The sequence below is a fragment of the Brevibacterium casei CIP 102111 genome (genome assembly GCF_900169275.1).
Lineage (GTDB): Bacteria > Actinomycetota > Actinomycetes > Actinomycetales > Brevibacteriaceae > Brevibacterium > Brevibacterium casei.
In genome coordinates this window covers 383,636-409,352 of sequence record NZ_FXZC01000003.1, presented here as the reverse complement: position 1 = coordinate 409,352, position 25,717 = coordinate 383,636, and the positions used below count along the sequence as shown (strand labels likewise).

The 25,717-nt window shown below is 69.1% G+C and carries 27 protein-coding genes, 1 tRNA gene and 1 pseudogene; 12 read left to right on the top strand and 17 right to left on the bottom strand.

The window, feature by feature from the left end:
* The first annotated feature begins 71 nt into the window (after window positions 1–71).
* The 3 genes from BC102111_RS08980 to BC102111_RS08970 are packed head-to-tail and all read left to right on the top strand — an operon-like array spanning window position 72 to window position 3,081.
* Window positions 72–1,157: an efflux RND transporter periplasmic adaptor subunit gene (locus BC102111_RS08980; protein ID WP_095376064.1), complete on the top strand. Its 1,086-nt coding sequence runs from the start codon at window positions 72–74 to the stop codon at window positions 1,155–1,157.
* Window positions 1,157–1,888 (top strand): ABC transporter ATP-binding protein, encoded by a 732-nt coding sequence (locus BC102111_RS08975; RefSeq protein WP_176472465.1) that lies wholly within the window; start codon window positions 1,157–1,159, stop codon window positions 1,886–1,888. The genes BC102111_RS08980 and BC102111_RS08975 overlap by 1 nt, the downstream gene beginning before the upstream one ends.
* A complete protein-coding gene (locus BC102111_RS08970) occupies window positions 1,885–3,081 on the top strand; it encodes an ABC transporter permease (RefSeq protein ID WP_095376063.1) in 1,197 nt (398 codons plus the stop codon). The genes BC102111_RS08975 and BC102111_RS08970 overlap by 4 nt, the downstream gene beginning before the upstream one ends.
* Before the next feature lie 92 nt (window positions 3,082–3,173).
* Here BC102111_RS08970 and BC102111_RS08965 read toward each other — a convergent pair whose 3' ends face one another.
* On the bottom strand, window positions 3,174–3,947 hold the full coding sequence (locus BC102111_RS08965) for an MFS transporter (RefSeq protein ID WP_232252562.1): 774 nt from the start codon (window positions 3,945–3,947) through the stop codon (window positions 3,174–3,176).
* 80 nt (window positions 3,948–4,027) lie between these two features.
* Window positions 4,028–4,624: pseudogene (locus BC102111_RS18005) on the bottom strand (MFS transporter); the annotation flags it as partial.
* A gap of 102 nt (window positions 4,625–4,726) precedes the next feature.
* On the opposite strand from BC102111_RS18005, the gene BC102111_RS08955 reads away from it, so the two are divergent.
* Together BC102111_RS08955 and BC102111_RS08950 are read left to right on the top strand one after the other, a co-directional pair.
* Window positions 4,727–5,713, top strand: a complete 987-nt coding sequence (locus tag BC102111_RS08955) for a helix-turn-helix transcriptional regulator (protein ID WP_176472464.1) — start codon at window positions 4,727–4,729, stop codon at window positions 5,711–5,713.
* A 169-nt stretch (window positions 5,714–5,882) separates the two neighbouring features.
* Window positions 5,883–5,970: transfer RNA gene (locus BC102111_RS08950), tRNA-Ser, on the top strand.
* 189 nt (window positions 5,971–6,159) lie between these two features.
* Here the strand turns inward: BC102111_RS08950 and BC102111_RS08945 are convergent.
* The 3 genes from BC102111_RS08945 to BC102111_RS08935 form a co-directional block, all read right to left on the bottom strand.
* Window positions 6,160–7,737 (bottom strand): SpoIID/LytB domain-containing protein, encoded by a 1,578-nt coding sequence (locus BC102111_RS08945; protein ID WP_101624121.1) that lies wholly within the window; start codon window positions 7,735–7,737, stop codon window positions 6,160–6,162.
* 118 nt (window positions 7,738–7,855) lie between these two features.
* Window positions 7,856–8,389: a type 1 glutamine amidotransferase domain-containing protein gene (locus BC102111_RS08940; protein ID WP_101624120.1), complete on the bottom strand. Its 534-nt coding sequence runs from the start codon at window positions 8,387–8,389 to the stop codon at window positions 7,856–7,858.
* A 146-nt stretch (window positions 8,390–8,535) separates the two neighbouring features.
* The gene (locus BC102111_RS08935) at window positions 8,536–9,132 is read right to left on the bottom strand and encodes a TetR/AcrR family transcriptional regulator (protein WP_101624119.1); all 597 of its coding nucleotides are present in this window, start codon (window positions 9,130–9,132) and stop codon (window positions 8,536–8,538) included.
* Between the two features lie 61 nt (window positions 9,133–9,193).
* On the opposite strand from BC102111_RS08935, the gene BC102111_RS08930 reads away from it, so the two are divergent.
* Window positions 9,194–9,760: a hypothetical protein gene (locus tag BC102111_RS08930; protein WP_101624118.1), complete on the top strand. Its 567-nt coding sequence runs from the start codon at window positions 9,194–9,196 to the stop codon at window positions 9,758–9,760.
* A 10-nt stretch (window positions 9,761–9,770) separates the two neighbouring features.
* Here the strand turns inward: BC102111_RS08930 and BC102111_RS08925 are convergent, their stop codons facing one another.
* Window positions 9,771–10,730 carry an NADP-dependent oxidoreductase gene (locus tag BC102111_RS08925; protein ID WP_101624117.1) on the bottom strand — a complete coding sequence of 320 codons (960 nt, stop codon included), beginning with the start codon at window positions 10,728–10,730 and terminating at the stop codon, window positions 9,771–9,773.
* 301 nt (window positions 10,731–11,031) lie between these two features.
* Here BC102111_RS08925 and BC102111_RS08920 point away from each other — a divergent pair, with 301 nt between their 5' ends.
* Both BC102111_RS08920 and BC102111_RS08915 read left to right on the top strand, forming a co-directional pair.
* Complete coding sequence (locus tag BC102111_RS08920; protein WP_101624116.1) at window positions 11,032–11,457, top strand: YciI family protein; 426 nt, start codon at window positions 11,032–11,034, stop codon at window positions 11,455–11,457.
* Window positions 11,458–11,616: 159 nt separating this feature from the next.
* Complete coding sequence (locus BC102111_RS08915) at window positions 11,617–12,288, top strand: DNA alkylation repair protein (protein ID WP_101624115.1); 672 nt, start codon at window positions 11,617–11,619, stop codon at window positions 12,286–12,288.
* 72 nt (window positions 12,289–12,360) lie between these two features.
* Here the strand turns inward: BC102111_RS08915 and BC102111_RS08910 are convergent, their stop codons facing one another.
* The 3 genes from BC102111_RS08910 to BC102111_RS08900 all read right to left on the bottom strand — a co-directional run bounded on the left by BC102111_RS08910 (window position 12,361) and on the right by BC102111_RS08900 (window position 13,706).
* Window positions 12,361–12,708 carry a winged helix-turn-helix domain-containing protein gene (locus BC102111_RS08910; protein ID WP_095376187.1) on the bottom strand — a complete coding sequence of 116 codons (348 nt, stop codon included), beginning with the start codon at window positions 12,706–12,708 and terminating at the stop codon, window positions 12,361–12,363.
* Between the two features lie 26 nt (window positions 12,709–12,734).
* Complete coding sequence (locus BC102111_RS08905; RefSeq protein WP_101624114.1) at window positions 12,735–13,154, bottom strand: hypothetical protein; 420 nt, start codon at window positions 13,152–13,154, stop codon at window positions 12,735–12,737.
* Between the two features lie 102 nt (window positions 13,155–13,256).
* A complete protein-coding gene (locus tag BC102111_RS08900) occupies window positions 13,257–13,706 on the bottom strand; it encodes a flavodoxin family protein (RefSeq protein ID WP_101624113.1) in 450 nt (149 codons plus the stop codon).
* 48 nt (window positions 13,707–13,754) lie between these two features.
* Here BC102111_RS08900 and BC102111_RS08895 point away from each other — a divergent pair, with 48 nt between their 5' ends.
* From BC102111_RS08895 to BC102111_RS08885, 3 genes are all read left to right on the top strand, one after another.
* Window positions 13,755–14,693: a Sir2 family NAD-dependent protein deacetylase gene (locus tag BC102111_RS08895; protein WP_101624112.1), complete on the top strand. Its 939-nt coding sequence runs from the start codon at window positions 13,755–13,757 to the stop codon at window positions 14,691–14,693.
* Window positions 14,690–15,268: a TIGR03085 family metal-binding protein gene (locus BC102111_RS08890; protein WP_009380749.1), complete on the top strand. Its 579-nt coding sequence runs from the start codon at window positions 14,690–14,692 to the stop codon at window positions 15,266–15,268. Before BC102111_RS08895 ends, BC102111_RS08890 begins: the two co-directional genes overlap by 4 nt.
* 125 nt (window positions 15,269–15,393) lie before the next feature.
* Entirely contained in the window at window positions 15,394–15,750 is a 357-nt protein-coding gene (locus tag BC102111_RS08885) for a DUF4190 domain-containing protein (protein WP_101624111.1), read from the top strand.
* Between the two features lie 52 nt (window positions 15,751–15,802).
* Here BC102111_RS08885 and BC102111_RS08880 read toward each other — a convergent pair whose 3' ends face one another.
* From BC102111_RS08880 to BC102111_RS08845, 8 genes are all read right to left on the bottom strand, one after another.
* Window positions 15,803–17,410 (bottom strand): polyamine aminopropyltransferase, encoded by a 1,608-nt coding sequence (locus tag BC102111_RS08880; protein WP_101624110.1) that lies wholly within the window; start codon window positions 17,408–17,410, stop codon window positions 15,803–15,805.
* Between the two features lie 40 nt (window positions 17,411–17,450).
* On the bottom strand, window positions 17,451–17,879 hold the full coding sequence (locus BC102111_RS08875; protein ID WP_095376049.1) for a DUF350 domain-containing protein: 429 nt from the start codon (window positions 17,877–17,879) through the stop codon (window positions 17,451–17,453).
* 40 nt (window positions 17,880–17,919) lie between these two features.
* The gene (locus BC102111_RS17870) at window positions 17,920–18,456 is read right to left on the bottom strand and encodes a hypothetical protein (protein ID WP_197907836.1); all 537 of its coding nucleotides are present in this window, start codon (window positions 18,454–18,456) and stop codon (window positions 17,920–17,922) included.
* Window positions 18,453–19,088: a DUF2617 family protein gene (locus tag BC102111_RS08865; protein WP_101624109.1), complete on the bottom strand. Its 636-nt coding sequence runs from the start codon at window positions 19,086–19,088 to the stop codon at window positions 18,453–18,455. Before BC102111_RS08865 ends, BC102111_RS17870 begins: the two co-directional genes overlap by 4 nt.
* Window positions 19,088–19,708 (bottom strand): DUF4178 domain-containing protein, encoded by a 621-nt coding sequence (locus tag BC102111_RS08860; protein ID WP_101624108.1) that lies wholly within the window; start codon window positions 19,706–19,708, stop codon window positions 19,088–19,090. Before BC102111_RS08860 ends, BC102111_RS08865 begins: the two co-directional genes overlap by 1 nt.
* Before the next feature lie 31 nt (window positions 19,709–19,739).
* Complete coding sequence (locus BC102111_RS08855; protein ID WP_101624107.1) at window positions 19,740–20,825, bottom strand: GNAT family N-acetyltransferase; 1,086 nt, start codon at window positions 20,823–20,825, stop codon at window positions 19,740–19,742.
* A 77-nt stretch (window positions 20,826–20,902) separates the two neighbouring features.
* Complete coding sequence (locus BC102111_RS08850; RefSeq protein ID WP_101624106.1) at window positions 20,903–21,181, bottom strand: hypothetical protein; 279 nt, start codon at window positions 21,179–21,181, stop codon at window positions 20,903–20,905.
* Window positions 21,181–21,843 carry a DUF1707 SHOCT-like domain-containing protein gene (locus BC102111_RS08845; RefSeq protein ID WP_009380763.1) on the bottom strand — a complete coding sequence of 221 codons (663 nt, stop codon included), beginning with the start codon at window positions 21,841–21,843 and terminating at the stop codon, window positions 21,181–21,183. The genes BC102111_RS08850 and BC102111_RS08845 overlap by 1 nt, the downstream gene beginning before the upstream one ends.
* A gap of 90 nt (window positions 21,844–21,933) precedes the next feature.
* On the opposite strand from BC102111_RS08845, the gene BC102111_RS08840 reads away from it, so the two are divergent.
* Entirely contained in the window at window positions 21,934–25,713 is a 3,780-nt protein-coding gene (locus BC102111_RS08840; RefSeq protein WP_101624105.1) for a DNA polymerase III subunit gamma and tau, read from the top strand.
* Window positions 25,714–25,717 lie beyond the last annotated feature (4 nt).

Here is a 25,717-nt window from a genome sequence, read left to right as displayed (position 1 = left end):
GCGAACGCGACCGAATCGTGCTGACCCCCTGCATAGGGTGGAGTGTCCGCTCCCCGAACCCCCAAGGAATCATGCAGATCTTCCGCCGTGTCATCCTGCCCAGTGCGTTTCTTCTCGTCCTCGTCGTCATCGCGGCGATGCTCGCGTGGATCGCGTTCAAGCCGGCGCCGGAGGACGGGTTCGATGCCGCCTCGGCGAGCGGTCAGCCGGTCGGTTCCTCGGTCGTCGCCGAACGCGGGTCGATCGCCAACACCCTCGAACTCAAGGGTGCGATCGCCGTCGACAGCCCGACCGCGGTCAAGGCGGGACGGGAGGGCACCGTCAACCACTTCTTCGTCGAACCCGGCGCCGAGGTGCTCGAAGGTGCAGAGCTGTTCCAGGTGAGAAGCGAGGGCGAACCGTCAGCACCGTCCGAGGACGGTGGAACTCAGGACGGTGGAACCGGGGACGGAGCTGCGGCGCCCGCGGCCCCGCCGAAGCCGAAGTACCACACGGTCGTCGCTCCCGCCGACGGCACGGTCGGCGACTTCGCCGTCGACAAGGGCGACACGGTCACCGCCGAGACCGAGGTGACGCAGCTGCTCAAGGACTCCTTCACCGCGCAGGCGTCGATTCCCGCGGTCGACCTCTACCGCGTGCCGAAGCTGCCGGAGACCGCGTCGATCACGATCACCGACGGACCCGAGCCCTTCGACTGCACGGCGCTGCGCCTCGACCAGGGGGCCGCGGTCAAGCCGGCGCCGAAGGCCGACGGCAGCGGCGGCGAGTCCGACCCGGCGGCCGAGGACCCGGGCACCGACACCTCGGCGACGGCCGGTGACGGACCCCAGCTCATCTGCGCGATCCCGGAGAAGCAGACCGTCTTCAACGGTCTCGATCTCACGATGACCGTCGAGGCGGGGGAGGCCTCCGACGTCATCGTCGTCCCCGTCACCGCGGTGCGCGGACTCACCGACACAGGCACCGTGTGGGTCATCGGCGACGACGGACAGCCCACGGAGCGGGCGATCGAGATCGGCCTCAACGACGGGGCGATGGTCGAGGTGAAGTCCGGGCTCGAGGAGGGGGAGGAGATCTCCGAGTTCGTCCCCGGCACCGAACCCCAGGACGAGGGCGACATGTCGGGTGACATGTCCGGCGAGGAGTTCGACTTCTGATGGCTGAGGTGCCACTGCTGGCCCTGCGCCACGTCGCGAGAACCGTGCCCATCGGCGAGGGGAGACTCCTGACGATCCTCGCCGACATCAACTTCACCGCGAGCTCCGGAGAGCACATCGGCATCGTCGGCCGCTCCGGCACCGGAAAGTCGACCCTGCTCAACATCCTCGGCCTCCTCGATGCCCCGACCGGCGGGGAGATGGAGTTCGAAGGGGTGCCCGTCCACTCGATTCCCCGCAACCGGGCGGCGAAGATCCGCGGACGCGACGTCGGCTTCGTCTTCCAGCAATTCAACCTCCTGCCCGGCCGCTCGGCGGTCGAGAACGTCGAAGCACCGCTCATGTACGGCACCGGCAGGGAGTTCCGGAACCGGCGGCGGATCGCTTCGGAGATGCTCGATCGCCTCGGCCTCGGCGACCGCCTCGACTCGAAGCCCAACCGCCTCTCCGGCGGCGAACAGCAGCGGGTCGCGATTGCCCGAGCACTCGTGCGTTCACCGAAGATCGTCCTCGCCGACGAACCCACCGGCGCTCTCGACGTCGATACCGGTCAGCACGTCATGGCCCTCCTCGACGGGATCACCCGGGAGTCGGGAGCCGCTCTCGTGACGATCACCCACGACCTCAGCATCGCGAACATGGCCACCAGGCGGTACTCGCTCCACCGCGGGGCGCTTCATCCGATCACCGCAGGTGCGACCGCAGAGTCGCTGGTGGGAGGTTCACGATGATCTCAGCATTCGCCGCCTCGATCGTCGAGGCGTGGCAGGAGCTGCGCGTCCACAAGGTCCGGGTCCTCATGTCCCTCATCGGCGTCGGCGTCGCCGTCTGCGGCCTCACCCTCGTCGTCGGCTTCGGCGACATGATGCAGAAGGGCCTCGCCGACGACTTCGAGAAGCAGAGCGGTCGGGAGGCGACGTACACGTACACGCTCACCTCATCGGGTCAGGCCACGCCGGCGGAGACCGAGCGGATCGCCACGGTGCTCGCCGAGACCCAGAAGCGCTTCGGCATCGACTACGTCTCGGCGAGGGGGTACGCGGAGACGCGCGTGCAGAGCCCCTCGGGTGCGGTCACCGCCTCGGCGAACATCGTCGATCCCGACTTCGCCGTGATGCACCGCGTCACCGTCGAGACCGGCCGCTGGTTCATCGCCGGCGACGCGGAGAACCTCTCCCCGCCCATCGTCGCCGACACGACGTTCCTCGAGCAGTACGGGATCGATCCCGAGGCGCTGCCGGCGACCGTCGAGCTGCCCGGTCATCAGACGGGTACGGCCACGGTCATCGGCTCGGTGCGCGGCTACCCCGACGCCGAGGCGGGCGAGATCTACGTCCTCAACGGCCAGGAGCAGAAGTTCGGCCCCGACGTCACCGCCCCCACCGACTACGAGATGTGGCTGCCGCCCGACGTCGCGAAGCAGCTGAGCAAGCAGGTCGAGACCGATCTCAAACGACAGCTGCCGGGAGTCGGCGTCGAGACGATGCGCTCGGATATGGCCTCCGACATCGGGGATGCCCTGGGACCGGTGAAGAACGTCCTCCTCTTCATCAGCGTCCTCATCCTCTTCATGGGCATGCTCGGCCTCGTCAACATCTCCATGGTGACGATCCAGCAGAGGATCAGGGAGATCGGCATCCGCCGCTCCTTCGGTGCGACGAGCAGGCGGATCTTCTTCTCCGTGATGATGGAGAGCGTCGTCGCGACGACGCTGGCCGGCGGCATCGGGGTGCTCATCGCGGTCCTCGTCCTCAAGGCCCCGATCGTCGGGGAGACCGTGTTCCAGGGCATGACCGCCCCGCAGGTCCCGTTCACCGCAGTCATCGTCGGCATGATCGTCTCGATCGGCATCGGCGCGCTCGCCGGACTCGTTCCCGCGCTCGTGGCGATGCGGGTGCGCATCATCGACGCGATCCGGGCGTAGGCGGCTGACCCTCGCCGAGGCGGGACCCGGATGGGCGCGGTGCCGCCGGGTCCCGCCTCGGCGAGGTCATCGGGCCGTCGTCGTGGCCCGGGTCAGGCCGGCGTCGCCGCCCGCTGCACGCGCAGGAGCACGAGGGCACCGGCGCCGAAGACGAGGCTGAGGACGATCTGGGTGAGGCTCGCGAGTGCGAAGGCGTCGTCGTAGCCGAACCAGGCGGTGAAGACGTGGAAGAGGGCGCCGAGGAGGGCGACGCCGACGGCGATGCCCGCCTGCTGCATCGTCGCGATGAGTCCGCCGCTCAGTCCCGCCACCCGGTCGGGTACGGCGCTGACGACGGTCCCGACGAGGGGCCCGAACTGGAGGGCTTGACCGGCGCCGAGGATGAGCGCCGGCAGCTGGAACCACAGGTTGAAATCCCGACCGGCGGCGTCGGCGACCTCGGCGACGCCGAGGAGGCCGAGGATCTGCAGGCCGGTGCCGAGCAGCATCGCGCCCGGTCCGCTCAGGCGCCTGACGATGCGGGGGACGAGGAGGGAGACGGCGAGGAACGCCGCGGCGAAGGGGCCGAGCGTCATCCCCGAGACGAACGCGGGATCGCCGTGCCCGGTCTGGCTGGTCAGGGCGAAGTTGAAGAGGAACGTGCCGAACCCGCCGAAGAAGACGAACGACATGAGCATCCCCACCCACGCCGCGGGGGCGCGGACGACCTGCGGCGGGATGAGCGGGTCGCGGCCGCGCGCCTCGGCGACGGACTGCCAGACGGCGAACGCCGCCAGCGCTGCGGCGGAGACGACGAGGAGGGTGGCCGGCAGCGGCACCCAGCCGGTGACGGGACCGAGGGCGAGTCCGATGACGAGGCCGACCATGCCGATGCCGAGCAGCACCGCCCCGCCGAGGTCGAGCGGCGCCGGTGACGGGGTGCGGGATTCGGTGAGCCGAGGAAGGCGGCCAGAGCGACGACCGCGCAGCTGAGGAACGCCGCACGCCAGCCCCATGTCGGGCCGAAGGCGGAGATGAGGCCGCCGCCGATGACCTGCCCGCTGACGGTGCCGACACCGGAGAAGGCACCGAAGAGGCTGATCGCCTTGAGCCGCTCGGCACCGAAGAGGGCGTGTTGGATGCTCGCGAGGATCTGCGGCATCATCACGGCCGCTGCGAACCCCTGGACGGTGCGGGCGATGAGGAGTTCGGCCGTCCCTGGGGCGAGGCCGACGGCGAGGGAGATGACGACGAGGGCGGCGGTGCCGAGCGTGAAGAGGCGGCGACGTCCGAACCGGTCGCCGATGCGTCCGCAGAGGATGAGACCGGAGGCGAAGGCCGCGGAGAAGAGTCCGACGACGAGCGCCGATGCGGAGTCCCCGGCACCGAGCGCCTCCTTGACCGCAGGGATCGCGATGTTCGACACGGAGAACATGTAGGTGGCGAGGAACGCTCCGACGTGGAGCGGCCAGAGGACCGCGCGGTCGGTCGCCTCGGCGGGGGTGGTGTGGTCGTCGACGGGAGCGCTCGATTCTGCCTCAGCGGTACCAGGGGTGATTCTCATGCTTCCATTCTTCGGTGCCCGTGACCAGAGTGGGAGGGCGTGGTCATGGTGGTGGTCGCGCCACCTGGATGCGGGCGGGGCAGTGGGCGGAGAATGGGGAGCATGGCACAGGAGAGGACGAGCGAACTGGGACGGTTCCTGCGGTCGCGCCGCGACCGCGTGCGGCCCTGCGACGTCGGGCTGGCGAAGGGACCGCGGCGGCGGGTGCCCGGGCTGCGGCGCGAAGAGGTCGCGGTGCTCGCGAACATCGGGACGAGCTGGTACACGTGGCTCGAGCAGGGGCGTGAGGTCCATCCCTCCGAGTCGGTGCTCGAGGCGATCGCCGAGGCGCTGCTGCTCGACCGGGAGGAGCGCGCGCACCTCTTCCTCCTCGGCGGGTACCCGGATCGGGTGACGAACCCCGGGGATTCGGAGGTGGGGGAGCAGCTGCGGACGATGCTCGAGGAGCTCCTGCCGCTGCCGGCGATGGTCACCGACCCGACGTACACGATCCGGGCGTTCAATCCCGTCGAGCGCTACCTCGTCACCGACCTCGCCGAGGTAGCCCCCGCCGACCGCAACTGTGCGATCCAGGCGTACGAGAACCCCGAATGGGCGGAGATATTCCAGCCCCTCGACGAGCACAAGCGCCTCCTCGTGGCGAAGATGCGCGCGGCCTACGCCGAGTCGCTCGAAGACCCCGAGTGGGGACCGCTGCTCGAACGCCTGGGCCGGTTCGAGGAGTTCCGCACGCTCTGGGACTCCGGCAACGTCGGCCGCAGACCGGGGCGGACGAAGGTCATCGAGAACCCGTACGTCGGCACCCTCAACCTCACGATGACGACGCTCATCGCGCAGGAGAACCAGCGGCTCACCCTCTCGGTCTACCTGCCCGTCGACTCGGTGACGCGGTCGCGGCTCGAGACCCTGCACGGGTGGATCAAGGACGGCAGCATCGAGAAGCGGCGCGCCGAGGTGGTGGCGGCGCGGGAGGCTGCCGCGCGCGAGGCGGTGGAACGGGCGGCGGCTGAACGGGCGGCGGTTCCGGGGCGTGCGAATGCAGAGCGGGGAACGGCGACAGGGCGGCATCTGCATGCGGTCGGCGACTGAGCGGGGAACGGCGACAGGGCGGCATCTGCACGCGGTCGGTGACTGAGCGGGCCGTTCACCTGGGAGCTGTCGGCGACTGAGCGGGCCGTTCACCTGGGGGTCGTGTGATGGTTCACACTTCGCCGCCGCGATTTCGCATTGCGGTGACGACTCCGATAAGCTGATCCGCGGAGGATTCGCCTAGTGGCCTATGGCGCTCGCCTGGAACGCGGGTTGGGTTAACGCCCTCAGGGGTTCGAATCCCCTATCCTCCGCCACACGAAGAAGCCCCTCACCGGTAGTGCATCGGTGAGGGGCTTCTTCGTGCCGCCACGATATCGCCGACGCGATGTCCGCGCGAGACGACAACCGCTCGGTTTCGATCCGCACGCTATGGATCGGACCAGCGCGTGCGGATCGAAACCGAGCGGTTGCTCCGGCTGCGGCTCGGAGCGACGCCGCGCGCGTCACCCCATCGTGAACGACGCCGACTTGAGCTTGAGCGCACTGCGCAGCTCCGCACCCGTGCGCGTTGCCGTCTTCCCTGTCGTCGACGTCGCCTTCGCCGAGGTGACGAGACCGGAGGAGGAGCGCTTGAGGTCGACGCGGGCGATGTCGGGGAGTCCGAAGGCCTTCGCCATCGCTGCCTGCGAGGGTCGCACCGTCCACGACGCATTGGGATTGCCCGCGGACTTCGATTTCGCTGCCGCGTCGTCGCGCGAACGGAGGTAGGGGACGTCGCTGCCCCACACCTCGGCGGCGGAGTTCGTCTTCCCACCCGAGGACGACGAGTACACGGCATCGATGAGCGCGCCCTTGTACATGACGACCTTCGCGTTCCTCACGGTCGACCCGGACCCGGACTGGGTGGCGCGGACGGCATTGCGCCACGGTCCGCTGTCCTTCGCGTTCTCATGCCCCCAGCCCTTGAAGTGCTGGGAGGTGACCTCGTCGTAGACGTTGCACGCGCACGCCGACTTGAGCGGTCCGAGATTCCGATAGGCGTACGTGCGCGCGGCGATCGCCTGCGCCTCGAGGGCGGGTGCCCTCCACGAGGCGGGCACCTCGGCGACGCCGGGCAGGTACTCGCTGTTCGTGCGCATGACGCCGAGGACGTTGAGCGCGTTCTTCAGCTGCCGGATCTCGATCTTCCCGTGCCGATACGTCCCCGTCGACCCGCTCTGCGCCTTCGACACGGCGACCGTCGTCTTCTGCGAGCCTGACCAGTAGCGGGTGCCCTGCCATTCAACGGTCAGCCATGAACCCTCGTACGACTTCTTCCCGACCTTGGCCCGCACTTTGCCCGCCGAGGTGCGCTCGACGGTGATCTTCCCACTCGACTCCGCGGTCGTCTTCCCGACCCGCACCCGCAGTCTGCCCGAGGCGGGGGTGAGCGTCACGGACCTCTCACCGGCGAGCAGCTGGACGGTGATGTCCGAGTTCGCGTTCGTCGTCGTCGAGGTGACCTTCGCCGGGTTGTAGTAGTGCTCGAGGATCTGGGTGGCGGTCTTGCCCTGGGCGGCCATGCCCTGGGCGCCGTACTGGCTCATGCCGACGCCGTGGCCGAACCCTGAGCCCTTGAGCGTGAACGTCGACGAGGCCGCCTCCTTGACGACGACTGTCGCCCCGCCTCTGCTCGTCCACGTGATCCGGCCGTTCTGAAAGTCCTGGCGGATCTGCGAGCCGGACCTGTACTCGTTGCTCGTCGGGTACCCGAGCGGACCGTTCTCCCAGCCCGATCGCTGCCAGGCCGCGCGGATGGCACCCCAGGTGGCATGCGCCCCGGTCGCCTTCGTCCAGTGGATCGTGCCCGACCGGAAGGTCTGATAGCAGCCGCGGTCCTTGAGCGTGCAGCGCTCCGGGCCCGTCGCCGGCCCCAGCCGTCCCTTGTCCCCTCCGAGCGAGCGGTGCATCGCGCCGATCCCGCCCTTCGTCGGGTAGGCCGCCTCTGCCGGTGAGGCGACACCGAAGAAGATGAGGAGCACGGCGATGAGCAGGCAGGACACGAGGCCGGACGCATTGCGCCCGGGGGAAGAAGCACGCATGGCATGATCCTATGCCGAGGTGTCAATTCCTCCGGGCAGACGCCGGATGACGAACAGACGAACTCCCCGGACCGGGGCTATCAGGCAGGGGCCGGGGAGTCCGCTCAGGTGTGTGGGGTCAGCTCAACTTCTCGCTGATCGCCTGGTTGAAGGCGTCGAGATCCCCGGGGTTGCGCGAGGTGATGAGGTTGCCGTCGACGACCACCTCGGCGTCGGTCCAGTCTGCACCCGCGTTCTCGAGGTCGACCTTCGTCGACTCGAACGATGTGAGCTTCCGGCCCTTCGCGACACCCGCCTCGGCGAGGATCCACGGGGCATGGCAGATCGCGGCGACGGGCTTGTCGGCGTCGAAGAACGCCTTGACGAGCGCCACGGCGTCGTCATCGGTGCGCAGGGTGTCGGCGTTGATCGTGCCGCCGGGCAGGACGAGGGCATCGTAGTCAGCGGCGTTCGCCTCGGCGAGCGGCACGTCGACGTCGAAGACCTCGGCGTGGTCCCAGTCGCCCTCCATCGCCTGGAGGGTGCCCTCGGACGGGGAGATGAGCACTGTCTTTGCGCCGGCCTCGTCGAGTGCGGCGCGGGGGCTGGTCAGTTCGACCTGCTCGACTCCGCGGGTGAGGAGGAATGCGATCGTCTTGTCAGAGACTGCCATGGTCGTTCTCCTTCGCTGGGTTTCGGCAATACCGGTTGTCATCATAGAACGCCATCGGGGTGCGCGGGTATTCCCTCCCAGGGGAAGAGTCCGGTGGGTGAGAGGAGTCTTCCCAGTCCTCCCGGGTGTCGTCGTCGACGCGGAGTTCAGCTGCCGTCCGGCCCGTCCCCGAGGGCGACGATCGCCCCTGCCGAGGCGGCGACCGCGTCATCGACCCAGGCGGGAACCTCAGTGCCGATGAAGGGGCGGACGATGCCGTACGGGGCGAGCCGCGTGCCCATCGACAGCAGCTCCCGCCGGTGCGGGGTCGGGTCCGGGAAGCGGCGGACGAGCAGCTCCTCCATCGCCGCATCGATGTCGTCGTTGATGTGGAGGGCGTCCTCGCGCACGCCGACCGGGCCGTCGGCGGCGAGTCGGGACGCCCGGTGAAGGAGCATCGAGCGGGCCTCCAACGGGTGGTCGCGGCAGAAGGCGGAGACGTGCCTCGCCGAGGCGGTCACCGCCTCGTGCGGATCGGGCAGGGCGTACGCGGCGAGCAGGCCCTCGTGGAAGTGGGCGATCGAGCGCAGCCAGAGTCTCGCGAAGACGTCGTCGCGTGAGGCGAAGCGGTGGTAGATCGAGCCGGTGGGCCCGCCGATGGCGCGGGCGACGTCGGCGATCGTCGCGCGAGGTCCGTGGTCGGCGAGCGCGCGAGCGGCGCCGTCGAGGATGTCGTCGTCGGAGAAGCGTGAGGGTCTTGCCATGACACCTCATCATAGCTAGTTTTAGAGCATGAGTTTTAGAACAAGCAATTTAAAACCGTCTGTGACCACCGCACCGGTCCAGCGCTGGGCGCTCATCGCCGGGTGGGGGAGTCTCCTGCTGCCGCTGCCGAGCGTGCTCTGGCGACTCCTCATGCTCGCCGGCGTCGACGTCGGGTTCGGGCTCAGCGGTGAGGTGCGGGAGTCGGCGGCGGGGATCGGCTATGTCCTCGGTCTCGAGGTGCTCACCGTCCTCGTCGCGGTCCTCGGCTTCGGACTCATCCGACGCTGGGGAGAGGTGGTCCCCGGATGGGTGCCCCGCCTCGGCGGGCGGACGATCCCACCCCTGGTCCCGATCATCGTCGGCGGCATCGGGAGCGCGGTCCTGCTCGGCCTCATCGGCTCGGTGCTCGCCAAGTTCGTCCTCGCGTGGACGGGGACGGTGCCCGGCTGGACCCCGGATGTCGGGATGACCGCCGGTGAGCGGGCCTTCCTCCTCACCTGCTACGTCCCGTTCTTCCTCTGGCCGGTGGCGATCGCCTCAGCTCTCATCGGGTATGCGGGCAGACGGCTCGGGACCCGCCCCGGCCGCACGAGGGTGCGGCAGGGACGGGCCCCGATCGTGTGCTGAGGCGCGCGACTCAGCCGACGAGGAACTCCCGCTGGGAGTGGGTGAACGGCTTCGGCTCCGTCTTGAGCAGGACCTTCCCGGCTGGGTGGCCCTCACGGAGGAAGCGGTAGGCGGCCTGGACCTCGGCGAGATCGAAGACGCCGCCGATGGGCACATAGACGTGACCGTAGGCGATGGCCTTGCCCAGCCACGCGAGATCCCCGCGCCCTGCTGCGGCCTCACCGGAGGTGTGGACGCCGAACCTCTCGGCGACCTCGGGTCCCGCGGCGATCGAGTTGATCCGATCGGCAGGCACGCCGAGGCGCAGCAGCAGCTCGATCTCGTCCTCACCTCGCGTCGAGTACGCGGCCTGGATGCCGTTCGGGGCGGCCTCTGCCAGGCGGTCCTCGAGTCCGTCGCGGTAGTCGATCGCGTCGATGCCGAGCGCCCGGAGGAGTTCGACGTTGTCCGGGCCCGCGGTGCCGATGACGTGGGCGCCGAGGCCGCGGGCGAGCTGGGCGGCGATGATGCCCACTCCGCCCGAGGCGCCGGAGACGAAGACCGTCTCCCCGGCGGTCGGGGCGATCGCACGGATGCCGGCGATCGCGGTGCGGCCGGCGATATAGAGTCCGCCGGCGACGTCGGCGCCCAGGCCCTGGGGGATCGGGTCGAGGCGGTTCTCGGGGTCGGTGATGACGATGGTCTCGGCCTGTGAATGGTTGGGATAGCCGCCGAAGACGAGCTGGCCGGGGGAGAAGTCCTCGACGCCGTCGCCGACCTCGGTGACGATGCCGGAGAAGTCCATTCCCACCCCGCGGGTACCCTTCGTGGGCCCGAAGCCGCCGGAGAGGATCGTGAGGTCGACGGGATTGAGTCCGGCGTAGAGCACCTGGACCCTCACCTGACCCGGGCCGGTCTCGGGGACCTCGACCTCGGCGGTGTGGAGTTCGTCGATGTCGCCGTTGCGATCGAATTGCACGCGTGTGGTCATGGGGCACTCCTCGCTTCTCCGTCATGGCCGGCGGCGGTCACCGGCCGGCACTGGTGACAACGACGCCGCACCCGAATCTGTTCCGCGCGCTCGCGGCAGAGGGTCGGCGGGGACGGCGCGGCCGGCGCGCACGCACCACAGCGTCACCCGCACCACAGCGTCACCCGCCCCGCAACCCCGCGGCGCGGACTATTCTGAAGAGGAATCTCGCCGCCGATGTCGAGAAGCCGATCTCAGCTCCGACCCAGTGATGTCAGCCCGCACACTTCAGTGCCCGACGACGCCGAACAAGGAGAGAACCATGGCCAAGTACCTCATGCTCAAGCACTACCGCGGTCACCCCGACTACATCGACTTCGTGCCGATGGACAAATGGACGCCCGAGGAGATCGACGCCCACGTCCAGTACATGAACGACTTCGCCGACCGGCTGCGGGAGACCGGTGAGTTCGTCGACTCCCAGGCGCTCTCGCCCGAGGGTGTCTTCGTCCGCGCCGACGGCCCGGGCAGACCCCCGGTCACCGACGGGCCGTTCCCCGAGACGAAGGACCTCATTGCCGGGTGGATGGCCATCGACGTCGGCAGCTACGACCGGGCGCTCGAGCTCGCCGCCGAACTCTCCGCCGCCCCCGGCTACCAGGGGAGGCCGATCAACGAGTGGCTCGAACTCCGGCCGTTCCTCGGGCCCGCGCCCGGCAGCGACGGGTGGGAGGGCAGTGCCGGCTGAGTCCGGCAGTGACTCCATGGGCGAGGGGGCTCGTGCCCGCCGTCATCGACATCGCGTGCCCGCGCCGTTCCCGTGGGGGAGGCTGACGGCGCACAGGCCGGGCTCGCGGCTGAACTATCATCATGAACACCAGCCGCACAGCCGACGAAGGAGCGCACCATGGTCGATGCGACGGTCGAGAGCGTGCGAGCTTCGCTCGACGCACTCGAGGACCCCAAGGCCCGGGAGATCAACGAGCGTCATGGCGACGATCACGGTGTCAACCTCACCAAGCTGCGGGGCATCGCCAAGGAGCTGAAGAAGAACGACGACCTCGCCGTCGAGCTGTGGGCGACCGCGGATTCGGCGGCCCGCCTCGTCGCGCTGCTCATCATGCGGCCGAAGTCCTACGATGCCGAGCAACTCGATGCGATGCTGCGCGAGTCCCGGACTCCCAAGGTCCAGGACTGGCTCGTCAACTACATCGTCAAGAAGTCCCCGCACGCCGAGACCCTGCGCCAGCGGTGGATGGACGATCCCGATCCCGCTGTCGCCTCGGCGGGGTGGGCGCTGACCTCCGAACGGGTCAACCGGAAGCCCGAAGGCCTCGACCTGCCCGGTCTCCTCGACACCATCGAGGCGGAGATGAAGGACGCCCCCGAACGCCTCCAGTGGGCGATGAACGCGACGCTCGCCTCCATCGGCATCGAGAACCCGGACCTCCGCGACCGTGCCCTTGAGATCGGCGAACGCCTCGGAGTCCTCAGGGACTACCCGACCCCGCCGAACTGCACCTCGCCCTTCGCCCCCATCTGGATCACGGAGATCGTCCGTCGCCGCGCCGAGGCGTGAATGCGCGAACGGCCCGGCCGTCGATGGCCGAGCCGTTCCGCGAAGTACGCCTGAAGCGCAGCGCCTGAGTCGTTATCCTCCTGCGAGCTCCCGCAGGGCTTCGACGTGTCCGTCGAGGCGGCGCGCCCCGTCCTCCGTGATCGAGACCCAGGTGCGGGGTCGTTTGCCGACGTAGCCCTTGGCGACGGAGACGAGTCCCGCCTTCTCGAGTGCGGTGATGTGCCGGGAGAGGACGGAGTCGGAGACTCCGAGGGAATCGCGCAGCAGCTTGAACTCCGCGCGCTCCCGGTTCTTCAGGCTCGCGACGAGTCCGAGCCGGGTCGGGTTGCCGAGGTCGGGGTCGATCCGAGCCAGGGACTCGCCGAGGTGGGGGATCGTCTCGTCGGCATCGTCGGTTTCGGGTTCGGTGTACGGGTTCATCGTGTGCTCCTTCATCTCCGGGCGCCTCAGCGGCGCAGCCCAAGGAGGGCGAAGACGGGGGCGGCGAGCCAGATGAGCCCGGCGGCGGCAAAGGTCACCCACGATCCCTGGGCGAGCGTGTCGGCGACGACGCCGACGATGAACGCGATTGCGACGATGGGCAGCCATGTGAAGAGGAGCATCGTCGAGCGCCTGCTCCAGCTCAGCGCCGAGGTGAGGTAGACGACGAAGGCCGGGATCATCCATGCCGCGCACGCAGCGAGGAGGGTCAGCTGCAGCGTCTCATCGGCGATGACGCCGATCGCGAAGAGCCCGATCGAGGCTGCGGCACTGAGGACGATGAGAAGGATGACGAGCGGCCAGGCGTCGCTGGTGCGCGCCTGTTTCTGCGTCGAATCGATCTGGGCGAGAAGGTCGGTGGCCTGCTGCGGGGTGGGCGTGGTCATGGCGACTCCTTCGGTGAGGTGATGACTCCTGCTTCCCGTGTGGAAGTGATTTCATCGTAGCAACTACTTTCCGTAATGGAAAGTAGTTTCGCGAAGAAATCTCTACAGTGCCGATGCGGCCACCGTCGCGGCCAGTTCCGTCGCCGTCTCGAGGTCGTCGTCGGTGACCTCGCCGGTGAGGACGAGCGGGTCGAAGACGAGTGACCAGCCGAGGCCGGTCGTGATCTGGCTCATCGCCCGCTCCGCCCCGGTCGTGTCGTAGCCGCCGTGGATCCAGTACGAGAACGGACGGCCCGCCGTCGGTTCTCGCACTGCGTAGTACGTCGTGTCGAAGAAGTGCTTGAGGGCCCCGGAGATGTAGCCGAAGTTCGCCGTCGTCCCGAGCACGTAGGCATCGGCGGCGAGCACGTCGTCGACGCTCGCCTCGAGCGCGGGACGGATGACGACGTCGATGTCTCCGAGCTCGGGCATTCGGAGTCGGGCCACGGCCGCCTCGGCGATCCTGGCCGTCGCCGGTGACGGGGAGTGATGAACGAGCAGTACGCTGACCATAGCGGTCAGCCTAGACCTGGGACCTGGGTGTTCGGAATGGGGGAGGACATGAGCGAGGAGTCTGAGGAGACCATGGCAGTCATCGTCGATCCGCTGCGCGGGCGCACGAAGCCGATCGCGAGCCACACCGATGAGCAGATCATCGACGTGCTCACCACCGGGCACTCGCCCTCGGACTGGGCGGTGCTCACCGGTGCGGGGATGAGCACGGATTCGGGGATCCCCGACTACCGCGGACCCGATGCCGATCCGCGGCGGCCGATGACGATCCAGAACTTCCTCTCCCACCCCGACCAGCGGGCCCGCTACTGGGCCAGGTCGTGGGTGGGGTGGCCTCGGATGCGCTGGGCCGAGCCGAACGCCGGACATCTCGCGCTCGCCCGCCTCGGCGTAGGCGGCATCATCACGCAGAACGTCGACGGCCTCCACCAGGCCGCCGCCGAGGAGGTCGGCAGTTCGAGCCCCGTCATCGACCTTCACGGCAGCCTCGACCGGGTGGTGTGCCTCAAAAGCGGCCATCTCTTCGACCGCGACTGGGTCCAGGAGCAGCTCACCGCGCTCAACCCCGACTTCGCCGCGCTCGCCGGCATCGACCCGATCGACGTCGAGACCGCCCCCGACGGCGACGTCGACCTCGAGGAGACCGCGCACTTCCGCGTCCTCGACTGTCCGATCTGCGGGGGACTGCTCAAACCCGACGTCGTCTACTTCGGCGACGCCGTGCCCGCCGCCCGGGTCGAGGCCGCAGCGGAGATCTGCGACACCGCATCGGGGCTCGTCGTCCTCGGAACCTCGCTCGCCGTCCTCTCGGGGCTGCGGTTCGTCCGAGCGGCGGCGAAGGAGGACAAGCCCGTCGTCATCGTCACCGACGGTCCCACCAGGGGCGATGAACTCGCCGACTATCGGTCGACGTCCCGGGTCACCGACTTCGTCACCGCGTGGGCGTCCAGAGGAATCCAAGCCGAGACTGAGAGACTGCCCCTATGACCAGTCTTGCTCGCACAGAACGACTGCGCCTCGTCGCCGCCGCCCGCGCCGCCGGCGAGGACGCCCCCACCCTCTGCGAAGGGTGGACGACCCGTGACCTCGCGACCCACCTCGTCATCCGCGAACGCGAACCCGTCGCAGCCCTCGGCATCGCGCTGCCCGCCTTCTCCGGACGACTCGAGGACACCGCACGCGACTACGCCCGGATGCCCTACGCCGAACTCCTCGGCCTCGTCGCCTCCCCGCCGAGGTGGACCCCGGGTGCGTGGCCGGGCGTGGGCTCGGTGCTCAACACCGTCGAATACCTCGTCCACCACGAGGACATCCGCCGCGCCGAGATCGAATGGTTCCCCAGACGGCTGTCGCAGAAGGACAACGAGACCGTGTGGGCGCAGGCCCGCATGGCCCTCCTCCCGTACGCGGCGAAGTCCAAAGGCCGCATCGAGATCGTCAGCCCGGGCTTCGGTCGGCGCGCCGCCGGCCGAGGGGAGACGACGACGGTGACAGGAGAGCCCGTCGAGATCCTGCTCTGGCTCATGGGCCGGAGCGACCATGCCCTCGTCGACGTCCGCTGAGTCCGACCCCGAGCGGCTGTGAGGTCGGGTTTTCCCCACCGAGGCGGGCGGTTATGTCCATTCCCCGCGGCTCTGCCGGTTCCTAGGCTGAAGTCATCAGCACGAACCCGCAGAGAGGCACCGTCATGGACCAGCAGCCCTACGCTCCGCAGTCCCACCGTCAGTCCTACCCGCCGTACGAGTCCGATCCGCAGCAGCCCTACCCGCTGCAGCGGGCGACGGAGGATCCGGGCAAGGTGCTCGGCATCATCTCCCTCATCGCCACCCTCTCGACGTTCATCGGCTTCAACTTCGTCGGTCCGGCCATAGGCATCGTCACCGGCTACATGGCCCGGAGGAACTCGAAGGAGGCCGGCTTCGCCGACAACGAGATGGGCAAGTGGGGCTTCATCCTCGGTCTCGTCTTCCTCGGCATCGCCGTCGTCGGCGGCTTCCTCGGTCTCTCGATCGGAGCGGTCGCGGCCGTGCTCGGCGCGCTCTGACCAGCGGTCTGACCAGCGGTCTGACCAGCGGTCCGCCCAGCCCTGAGTCGGCTCAATACCCCACCCACGCTCCGCGCTCCTGATCGAGCACGCGCGGGTGGAGGAGGGTCGAGGGTTCGACCCGACCGACGGAGGCGCGGTCGCGATCGGGTGGGAACGTCGTCGAGGCGGCGAGCACCTCGGCGGTGGCGAACCTCAGCCCCTCGGGCGCGTCCGGCGCCAGCGTGACGACCGGGCCCCCGGACTCGGTCCGGGTGATCGCAGGATCCCCGGGAACGGCGGCGAGGAAGTAGCCCCAGTCGCCGAAGCTCGGGACGTCGACGTGGTACGGCGTCGTCGTCAGCCCCGCCTCGGCGACGGCCTCACCGATGCCCCAGTACGCCTCGGGGGCGAAGTACGGGGAGCCGGCCTGGACGACGAGGCGGGCGCCGGGAGCCATGACCTGGCGGATGAGCCCGTAGAACTCGATGCTGTAGAGCTTCGAGGTGGCGACGTCGTCGGGGTCGGGCAGGTCGGCGATGATCGCATCGTAGGCCGGGTGCTCGGCCTCCCGCAGCCACGTGAAGGCATCAGCGGCGATCGTCGTCACCCGCGGATCGTCGAGTGAGTCCTCGTTGAACGCGGTGAACCGCTCGGAGTTCCGGGCGAGGTCGAGGATCCGGGGATCGAGGTCGACGAGGGTGACCGACTCGACGTCGGGGTACTTGAGGATCTCGCGCACCGCGAGCCCGTCCCCGCCGCCGAGGACGAGGACGTTCCTCCGGCTCCCGTTGAGCAGGGGATGGACGAGGGACTCGTGGTAGCGATACTCGTCGGCCGAGGCGAACTGGAGGTCCCCGTTGAGGTAGAGGCGCGTATCGCCCGTGCGGAGGGATTCGGTGAGGACGATCTCCTGATAGTCGGTGCGCTCGGAGAGGACGATGGGGTCGCGGTAGAGGCGCTGGCGGGTGGTCACCTCGATGTCGTCGGTGAAGACCCACACGACGGTCAGCCCTGCGACGATGAGGACGAGGAGGGCGGCGAGGAGCACCCGCATCCGGGCGGTGAGTTCGGCGCGGAAGAGCCAGAGGACGATGAGGATGCCGACGACGGTGTTCGTGATGCCCACGGCCAGGGCCCCGCGGGGGAGACCGAAGAGCGGGAGGAGGACGAACGGGAAGGCGAGTCCGCCGATGAGCCCGCCGACGTAGTCGGCCGCAAAGAGGTCGGCGACCGCGCTCGAGGCGCGCTGGGCGCGGATGCGCTGGACGAGCTCCATGAGCAACGGGATCTCCGCGCCGATGAGGGCGCCGATGACGAAGGCGAGGCCGACCATCGCGACCGTGTAGACGTCGGCGAAGGCGAACGCCAAGTAGAGGAGGATGACGGAGAGACCGCCGATGATGCCCAGCGCCGCCTCGATGAGGGCGAAGGCGAGTGCCGCGAAGCGGGTGAGCCGCTTCGTCGCGAGCGAGCCGACGCCCATCGCGAAGACCATGACGGCGAGGACGATCGAGGCCTGGACGATCGTGTCGCCGAGCAGGTAGGACCCGAGGGCGACGAGCGCGAGCTCGTAGACCATCCCGCAGCTCGCGCAGATGAAGACGGCGAGGAGGACGAAGAAGCGGGCGGGACCGGGCTGGAGCGGAAGCGTCAGGGGTGCCGGTGCGAGCGAGCTCACCGCGGTCGCGTCCCGCCGGGTGGTGCAGGCGGTGCTGTGGTCACAGGAGCGCGGCGGCCATGATGCCGGCGATGCCGATGTGCGCGGACGCGTTGACCCACACCTCGGGGTGGAGCGTGGAGGCATGGACGATGTCCCCGCGCTTGCCCGGGGTGAGCGCATCGATGAGGAGGAAGCTCACGGCCATGAGGATGATGCCGATGATGCCGAAGAGCAGCGTCGTCACGATCCCCGCACCGAGGTCGTCGGCACTCGCCCGGATCGCTGCGATGACGATGATCGCCACGCCGAGGAGGTCGGAGGCGACGAGGACTGCGGCATTCGGCGACTTCTGCTCCCAGAGGATGACGTGGAGCTTGCCCGGGGTGAGGAGATCGACGACGAAGTAGCCGACGAACATGAGGAGGATGCCGCTGCCCGCATACGCGAGGACGACCCCGGTCTCGTAGAGGAGCATGTCGAGGATCATGGCTGCCTTTCCTGGTGCTGTCGTCGCTGTCTCTGACTGGTCATTTGCCCGATCCCGGGCCGCCGCCGCGGAAGCCGGAGCCGTCGCCGTAGTTCGATCCGGTGCCTCCGCCCCCGCCGCCGAAGAAGAACGGGAAGAAGAAGAATCCTCCGCCACCGCTGGAGCGTGAGGGATCGCAGCCGACGTAGTCGTAGCTGTCGCCGTTCCTCACGTAGTCCCCTTGGTTCGGGTTCTCCACGTACTGGCCGTCGACGAGGTCGTAGTCCCCGCAGTTCGCACTGCCCGAGTTCGCCCCGCAGCTCTGGAAGAGCATCGCGACGAGGAGAAGGACGACGACGAGCCCGATGACCGCGCCGCAGCCGAAGCGGCGCGGCTTCCTCCCCGAGCCCCCGCCGGGTCCGCCGCTCGGCCCACTGCCGAAGGGGCCTCTCGGACCTCCCGGACCGCTCGGGCCGCCGCCGGGGCGGTCGCCGAACGGACCGCCGGGTCCGCTGCCGCCGGGGCCGCCGCCGCGGCGGTGTTCGGCGTCGAAGTCGAAGGAGCCGCCGCCGGTGGAGATGTTCGGGTTGTTCGTCATCGCACGTCCCTCGCCGAGGCGGACGGGAGGTCGGGTGCGTTCGTCAGCACGGTCGTCGTGTGGACGATCTCGGTCTGCTGCGGGTAGACGTGCCACGTCTGCCAGCTCAGGTGGCCCGCCTCGGCGCCTGAAAGGGCGAGCGCGGTGATGGCGTCCGGGTCGCCGGGGAACCCGACGACGAGGCGACGGTCGTGGTCGCGGACACGGTCGAGCGCCCCGGCGACGGCGGTGCGGAACTCAACCGCAGCGGTGGTGCGGGTGGCGCGGAACCCATGGCAGGTGAATCCCGCCCACGTTCCGCGGGTCACCTGCCGGGTGCCCCAGTGGGGCGCCCCGTTGTCCGCGTCCTGCGGTGCGGGGTTGTCTGCGGTCGGAGGGCAGGCGAAGGTCTCGATGAGATGGTCCTCTGACCCGGCGGGATGGTCCTCTGGCCCGGCGAGGACGACCTGGTGGGAGGAGCCGATGACGTGGAGTTCGAGGCGCAGACCGGGGCAGCCGAGCGGTTCGAGGTCGACGATCTCGGTGGCGAGTGCGGCGATGCGCGGGCGGGTGAGGGAGAAGCGAAGCTGCTCGGAGCTCGTGTCGGCGAAAGGGACGTCGACGGTGATGGGAAGTGGGGGTGCGAGGCTCATCAGCTGCTCGAGTAGATGGTGAAGGAGCCCACCGGGACGGACTCGCCTGTGCTCACTTCCCACCGGCCGTGGTCGAAGCGTTCGAAGGCGAGCATCTTCCCGTCGGGGGCTTCGTAGTCGACGTAGTCGAGGCCGCCCTTCTCGTTGAGCCCCGTCGTGCCCTCGGAACGGTAGGAGGCGGTGCCGTGTTCGACGATCTCGTAGTCGGTGCCGTCGATCGTGATCGTCTTCGACGTCGGTTCGATGTCGAGGTCGGGGCGGTCGCGCCACCGGGAGACCTGGAGGTCGGGGTCGTGTTCGACGGTCAGCCAGAGGCGGGTCGCCGAGTCGTCGGACTGGAAGAAGTGCTCGGCCCAGTCGTAGCCGCCCTCCGAGATCCGCAGGGTCCCGCGGACGAAGTACTTCTCGTTGCCGAACTCGAGGAGGTCGCCGGCCTTGATCGCCGCCGGGTCGCCGCCGGTGTTCTGGTCCGCGGCGAACGGGTCGCGTGGGGTGGAGGCGGCCGCGGCCTGGGTCTCGCGCTCCCGCTTCGCCTTCGCCGAACGCGCCCGGATGATGAGGATCGTCACGAGCACGACGATGACGAAGACGACGATCATGATGATGACGTTGGAGGACACGGTAGCCTGCTTCGCTTCGATGCGGGTGCGGTCACTGGTCAGTGTAGTCGAGAACGGGGCCTTCGAGGGCGGTCATCGTGTCGACGACTCGGAAGCCGAGGTCCTCGTTGAGGGCGAGCATCGCGGCATTGTCGGTCGAAGTGTACGTCTGGATCCAGCGGGCGCCGGCAGCCTCGGGGACGTCGTGGAGCTGGCGCATGTTCGCGACCTTGAGGGCTCGTCCGATGCCGAGGCCGCGATGGGACCGGTCAACGAGGGTGTCCTCCTGGATGATGATGTCGGGATCGTGCGCGGAGACCATGATCTCCGTGTAGCCGACGGCGAGCGTCGCGGGATCCACGTCGTCTGCGCCGGCATCGGTGCCCGGTTCGTCGACCTGCGCCATCGAGCTGACGAGGATCCACCCCTGTTCGGCCATCCTCTCCTCGTACGTCCGGATCGCCGCGACGTCGGCGTGGTGGTCCGAACGCGTGAGGTCGCCGAGCGGCACGTCCTCGTCCATCTGCCGGCGCAGCCTTGCCCATGACTCGACGAGCTCCTCGGGACACATCCCGATCCAGGACACGATCGTCCAGTCCGGTCGCGGATGGACCTCGGTCGGGTCGGCGGGGCCGACGGTCGGCTTCGGTCGCTGCCGCTGCTTGTACCGGTTCGCGTCGGCCTCGAGGTAGGCGGGCAGGTCGAGGAGCATCCGCTGCTCCTCATTGCCGATGTGCAGTCCCCGGGACTCGGCGAACGCGATCCCCTCGGGCGTATAGGTCTCGGTCTGGACGAGCGTGGCGGGGGAGTCGCGGAGGATCGCCTCGACCGCCTCGGCGAGGGCTGTGCCGTGACCGGACCGACGGTGCGCCGGGAGGACGGCGAGTTCGACGATGGCGGGGGAGTCGGTGATGAGGTTGATCTCGGCCCCGCCGATGGGTTCCCCGCCGAGGTGGGCGAGGAGGGCGATGTCGGTCTTGTCGTGGCGGGGGCGGGCGAACTGCGTGAGCATCGCCGGCTCGCTCGCCCACCATGCCCCGGTGCGACCGGCCGTGTAGCCCTCGCGCATGACGGCCAGCCACTGTCTCAGTCGTGAGGCATCGTCGGGGGCCAGACGGGTGATGCTGAGCTCAGCCATGAGATGAGTGCATCACGCTCTGACCCCGCAATCAAGGGGTGCGGGAAATATTCTCCCAGGTCAGTGCCCCTATAAGGTCAACGATCCCTGCCGTCGCCGAGGTGGTCGTCCGGTCCCTCGTCGCCCTTGTCCCAGCGAGGATCGGTGGGGTCCCAGCCGGGGGCGGAGGGGTCGGTCCGTCCTGGGGAGGGGCCGCCTCGGCGGGGGTCGTCGCGATTCGGGTCAGGCTTGGGCAGGCGTGAGCCGATGTGGGAACCGGGCTTTGTCATCACCCGATGGACGAGGAGAAAGCCGATCGCGAAGACGATGATGATGGCGATCGTGAGGAAGATGACCGCATCGAGGCCGGGAGGCATCAGCGGGCCATCCGGCGGCGGTCGAAGTAGTTGGCGAAGCGGGCACGGAAGCTGCCCATGCCCACCGAGCCGCTGACGACGACGGTCGGGGCGCCGGGGGCGGGGAGCGCGTTCGCCGCTGACTTCACCGAACCCCACGACTTCGCGAGGTCGTCGACGTTGACGGCCCACTCGTCGGGGACGACGATGACGAGCGTGCCGGCCCCGGCGACGACGTCGATGTCGATCGTCGTGAGGTCGGTGTCGACCTCGAGGAAGTTGAGTTCGATCGTCGACATCGACGGTTCGCAGCGGATGTAGGGCGGGACCTGCCAGCGGCCGCGGCGGTGCTCAGAGTCCCACGTCGCCTTGATGACGAGCGGGTCGACGGGGTCCCAGCCGTGTGCGGACCGTGCGGGCGGGAGCCGGCGGGCCACCTCGGCGCGGGGGCGGTAGCGGTCCGACGGCAGGTCGGGGGTGAGGTCGGAGAGGACGGCATCGAGGTCGACGGGGTACTTCGCGGCCTGGACGGCCTCCATCCGCTCGTCGAGCTCGTCGACGGTGATCCGGCCGTCGCCCACGGCCTCCCGGAGGAGTTCGATCGCTTCGTCGCGCTCCTTGTGTCCGATGCGGAAGGTGCGGGCCGGATCGGGTGGTTCGGGGGAGGAGGTGGAGTCCGTCATACCGACTATCGTGCCCGAAGTGAGTCCGCGGTCTCAACGGCCTGAGCAGTGTCTCTGTGTCGCGTCAGGCGGTGGCATTAGGCTAGGGCTGTGTCCACCGCACTGTACAGACGATACCGCCCAGAGACCTTCGACGAGGTCATCGGTCAGGAGCATGTGACCGAGCCGCTCAAGGCCGCGATCGACCGTGGTCGCATCAACCATGCCTACCTGTTCTCCGGGCCGCGCGGCTGCGGCAAGACGACCTCGGCGCGGATCCTCGCGCGGTGCCTCAACTGCGAGAAGGGGCCCACACCTGTGCCCTGCGGCGAGTGCCCGAGCTGCCGCGACCTCGCCAACGGCGGACCCGGCTCGCTCGACGTCGTCGAGATCGACGCGGCCAGCCACAACGGCGTCGACGATGCCCGTGACCTGCGCGAACGCGCGATCTACGCACCCGCTCGTGACCGGTACAAGGTGTTCATCCTCGATGAGGCGCACATGGTCACCTCGCAGGGCTTCAACGCCCTGCTCAAGATCGTCGAGGAGCCGCCGCCGCACATCAAGTTCATCTTCGCGACGACCGAACCCGAGAAGGTCATCGGGACGATCCGCTCACGCACCCACCACTATCCGTTCCGGCTCGTGCCGCCCGAGGCGCTCGGGAACTACCTCGAGGAGCTCTGCCGACGCGAGGACGTCCAGGTCGACAAGGGAGTGCTCCCGCTCGTCGTGCGTGCCGGCGGCGGGTCCGTGCGCGACACCCTCTCCGTGCTCGACCAGCTCATCGCCGGCTCCGGTCCGAACGGCGTCGACTATGCGACCGCCGTGGCGCTGCTCGGCTACACCCCGGATTCTCTGCTCAGCGACATCGTCGACGCGTACTCCGCCGGTGACGGCGCCGGTGTCTACCGAGCGATCGAGCGGGTCATCGAGTCGGGTCAGGATCCGCGCCGGTTCGTCGAGGACCTCCTTGAGCGGATGCGCGACCTCATCGTCATCCATGCCGCCCCCGAGGCAGCCCATGCCTTCCTTCCGGAAGTGCCGCCGGATCGGCTCGAGCGCCTCACCCTGCAGGCGCGCGGCTTCGGTCAGGCCGAACTCTCCCGTGCCGCCGACATCCTCAACCAGGGACTGACCGAGATGTCGGGGGCGACCTCGCCGAGGCTGCAGCTCGAACTCATCGCCGCCCGCATCCTCCTGCCCGCCTCGGGTCGCAGTCGCGACGCCGTGCTCAGCCGCGTCGAGCGGATGGAGCGGCGCATCGGTATGTCCGCGTCCGGTTCGGGCGGGAACGTTCCGCCCCAAGCCGGTGGTGAGGGGCCGGGTGGTGCTCAGGGCGTTCCGCAGATTGCGGCGGCGCAGGGCGGAGCGCCTCAGGAGGCTGCTGGGCCTCGGGGCAACGGACCTCAGGGTGTCGGACCTCAGAGCGGATCGACTTCGGCTGAGTCGGCTTCGGTCGGGGCGGGTGCCCAGACTGGTCGGGCCGGTGCGCCGGGGCAGAGCCCCGGTGCGCCGTCGTCCGCTCCTGCGCCCGACGACTTCGACGAACTCACCGCAGCCGCGGCGGCCGCCGAGTCGCTGCTCAACGACACTCCGGCGCCGGCCTCGACTTCGTCGGCACCAGCGTCGGCTTCACCGGCAAACGGTGCTGACCGGAAGCCTGCACCGATGCAGAATCGCCCCGCTCAGACCGAACGCGACCACACTGCTCAGACAGCACGCGCACCGCAGGACGGCCAGCGTCGCGGAGCGTCTGCCTTTGGACAGTCTTCTGGGCAGCCTGGTCAGGCGGCTCCCTCGCAGCAGAGGCCGCAAGCAGGTCAGGAACGATCTGGTGGTCAGCCGCCGCAGTCTCACGACCGCCGTTCGCAGTCGGGTCAAGCGGCTCACTCCGAGCAGAACGATCAGCCGAGCCAGTCCGGTCTGGGAGCGATGCACGACGGTCCGCCGCAATCTGGAAATCAGGCGTCCAGTAGCACCGAGCAGCAGGAGCAGAGGCCTGCTCATCAGCCGGGTTCGGCTCGCGAACAGTTCGTTCCGAATGACCGGTCGCCACGCGAGCCGGCGGCGCAGCCCGAGCGCTCGAACCGAGAGCAGGCCCCGACCGACCAGCCGACGCAGCCCGCTCGCGACTCCGCCGGTGAGTCAAGTGGTGCACAGTCGCCCGCAGGCAGCGGTTCGTCGTCGCCCTCGGGCGGATATCCGTCGTCGCCAGCCGGAGGCGCTGCGCCGAACGATGGTTCCGCGCACCGTGGTTCCGGCGGAGCGGACTCCGAGGCACCTGAGTCGCCTGCGGCGGCATCGCAGTCGGGGCCTGCCGGAGCCGGCGGCATCGGCGGAGAGATCGAAGCGATCCGTCGCGCCTGGCCGAGCATCCTCGCAGCCGTCGAGAAGCGCAGTCGCCTGACGCGTGCGATCATCGCGGCCAATGCCATCCCACAGTCGTTCTCCGACGGCGTCGTCTACCTCGGCTTCAACAACGCCGGTTCCGTGCAGGGCTTCCAACAGCGCGATCATGCCGCGAAGCTCGCCACGGCGATCAACGACGTCCTCGGCATCGACGCGCGCATCGACATCGGCGACGTCGGCCGCATCGGTGGGAACTGGGGCGGAGCGCCCGGGGGAGGAACAGGCTCGCCTGCGCCGCAGCAGAATCAGAACCGCGGACCCGGAACCGAGTTCCGTCGCCCCAGCCCCGAAGAGGTCGCCGCGGTCGTCGGTACCCGGGAGGTCGACAAGCCGCAGGTCGATCGCGAGAAGTTCTGGGAGACCGGCGACGCCCCGCAGGGCCCGTGGTCTGCCGACGACGAGGAGGGCGAAACAGGCCCCCGCCCCGAATCGACGGATGACTCTGCCCGTGATGAGCCCTCAGAAGTTCGCGCCGGACAGGGCGGTGCCGGAGCCGAATCGAGCAACGCCGCTGCCGCACCGGCAGAGACAGCATCCTCCGACCTTCGCGTCGATTCGTCAGGCGCCGGTGATGTGAACGCCGCGGAAGCAGAGACCGATCCCGTTTCGAGCGCGCAACCGGCCTCGCGTCCCGAGCAGGGCGCGTCGCCGTTCGGAGGCACTGACGCTCCGTCCCACAGCGAAGAGCCATCGGTATCGCAGCCCTCGTCCCCGGTCGACGACATCGTCGTTCCCGACCTCTCGGACGAGGACTTCTTCGGCCCCACTGGAGGCGGTGCGAACCCCGCCTCCTCCGTACCGTCGCCTGCTCAGGAACCGACTCCGGCATTCGATTCGACCGCCCGTGGTGGGGAATCGGAGTCCTATGGCGGACAGTCGTCACGTGACTTCTCCGACGACGAGCCGATGGAGTATGTCCAGCCGCGGTGGGAGGAACCCGTGTGGCACGACGCGCCGCAGCAGTCGGCTCCCGCCGGTGACGACGCCGATTCGACGAGTGCCGGCAGCGGTGCCGTCGATGTCGGTGCCGTCGTCGTCCCGCCGCCCGAGGACGACGAGGGGGACTACCTCGGCGCCTATGGGGATTCCGACATCGATTCCGGGGGAGCAGGGATCGCGAACGGTGCGCAGGGGAACGCTCATCCTCAGGGAAGTGGGAGTGGCTCACCCACCGCGCCCGCAGCCCGAGCGAACGGCGCGAAGCCATTCAAGTCCCGGTTCGCTGCGATCGCCGAACGTCACGGCATGGACACCGGCGGATACTCGGCTGGCAGCTCCGGCACTGGCAGCGGTGGGTTCGATGCGCCTGCACCCACCTCGGCGGCGGCACCGGTCGATGCTCAGCCCACCGGTTCCGGTCGGGACGAGGACGAGTATGATCCGGAGACGGACCTCGACATCACCGACGCCCCGCAGGTCGGCGTGGCCGTCATCGCCAAGGTCCTCGGCGGAGAGATCATCGATGAAAGAGACGTATGAGCGC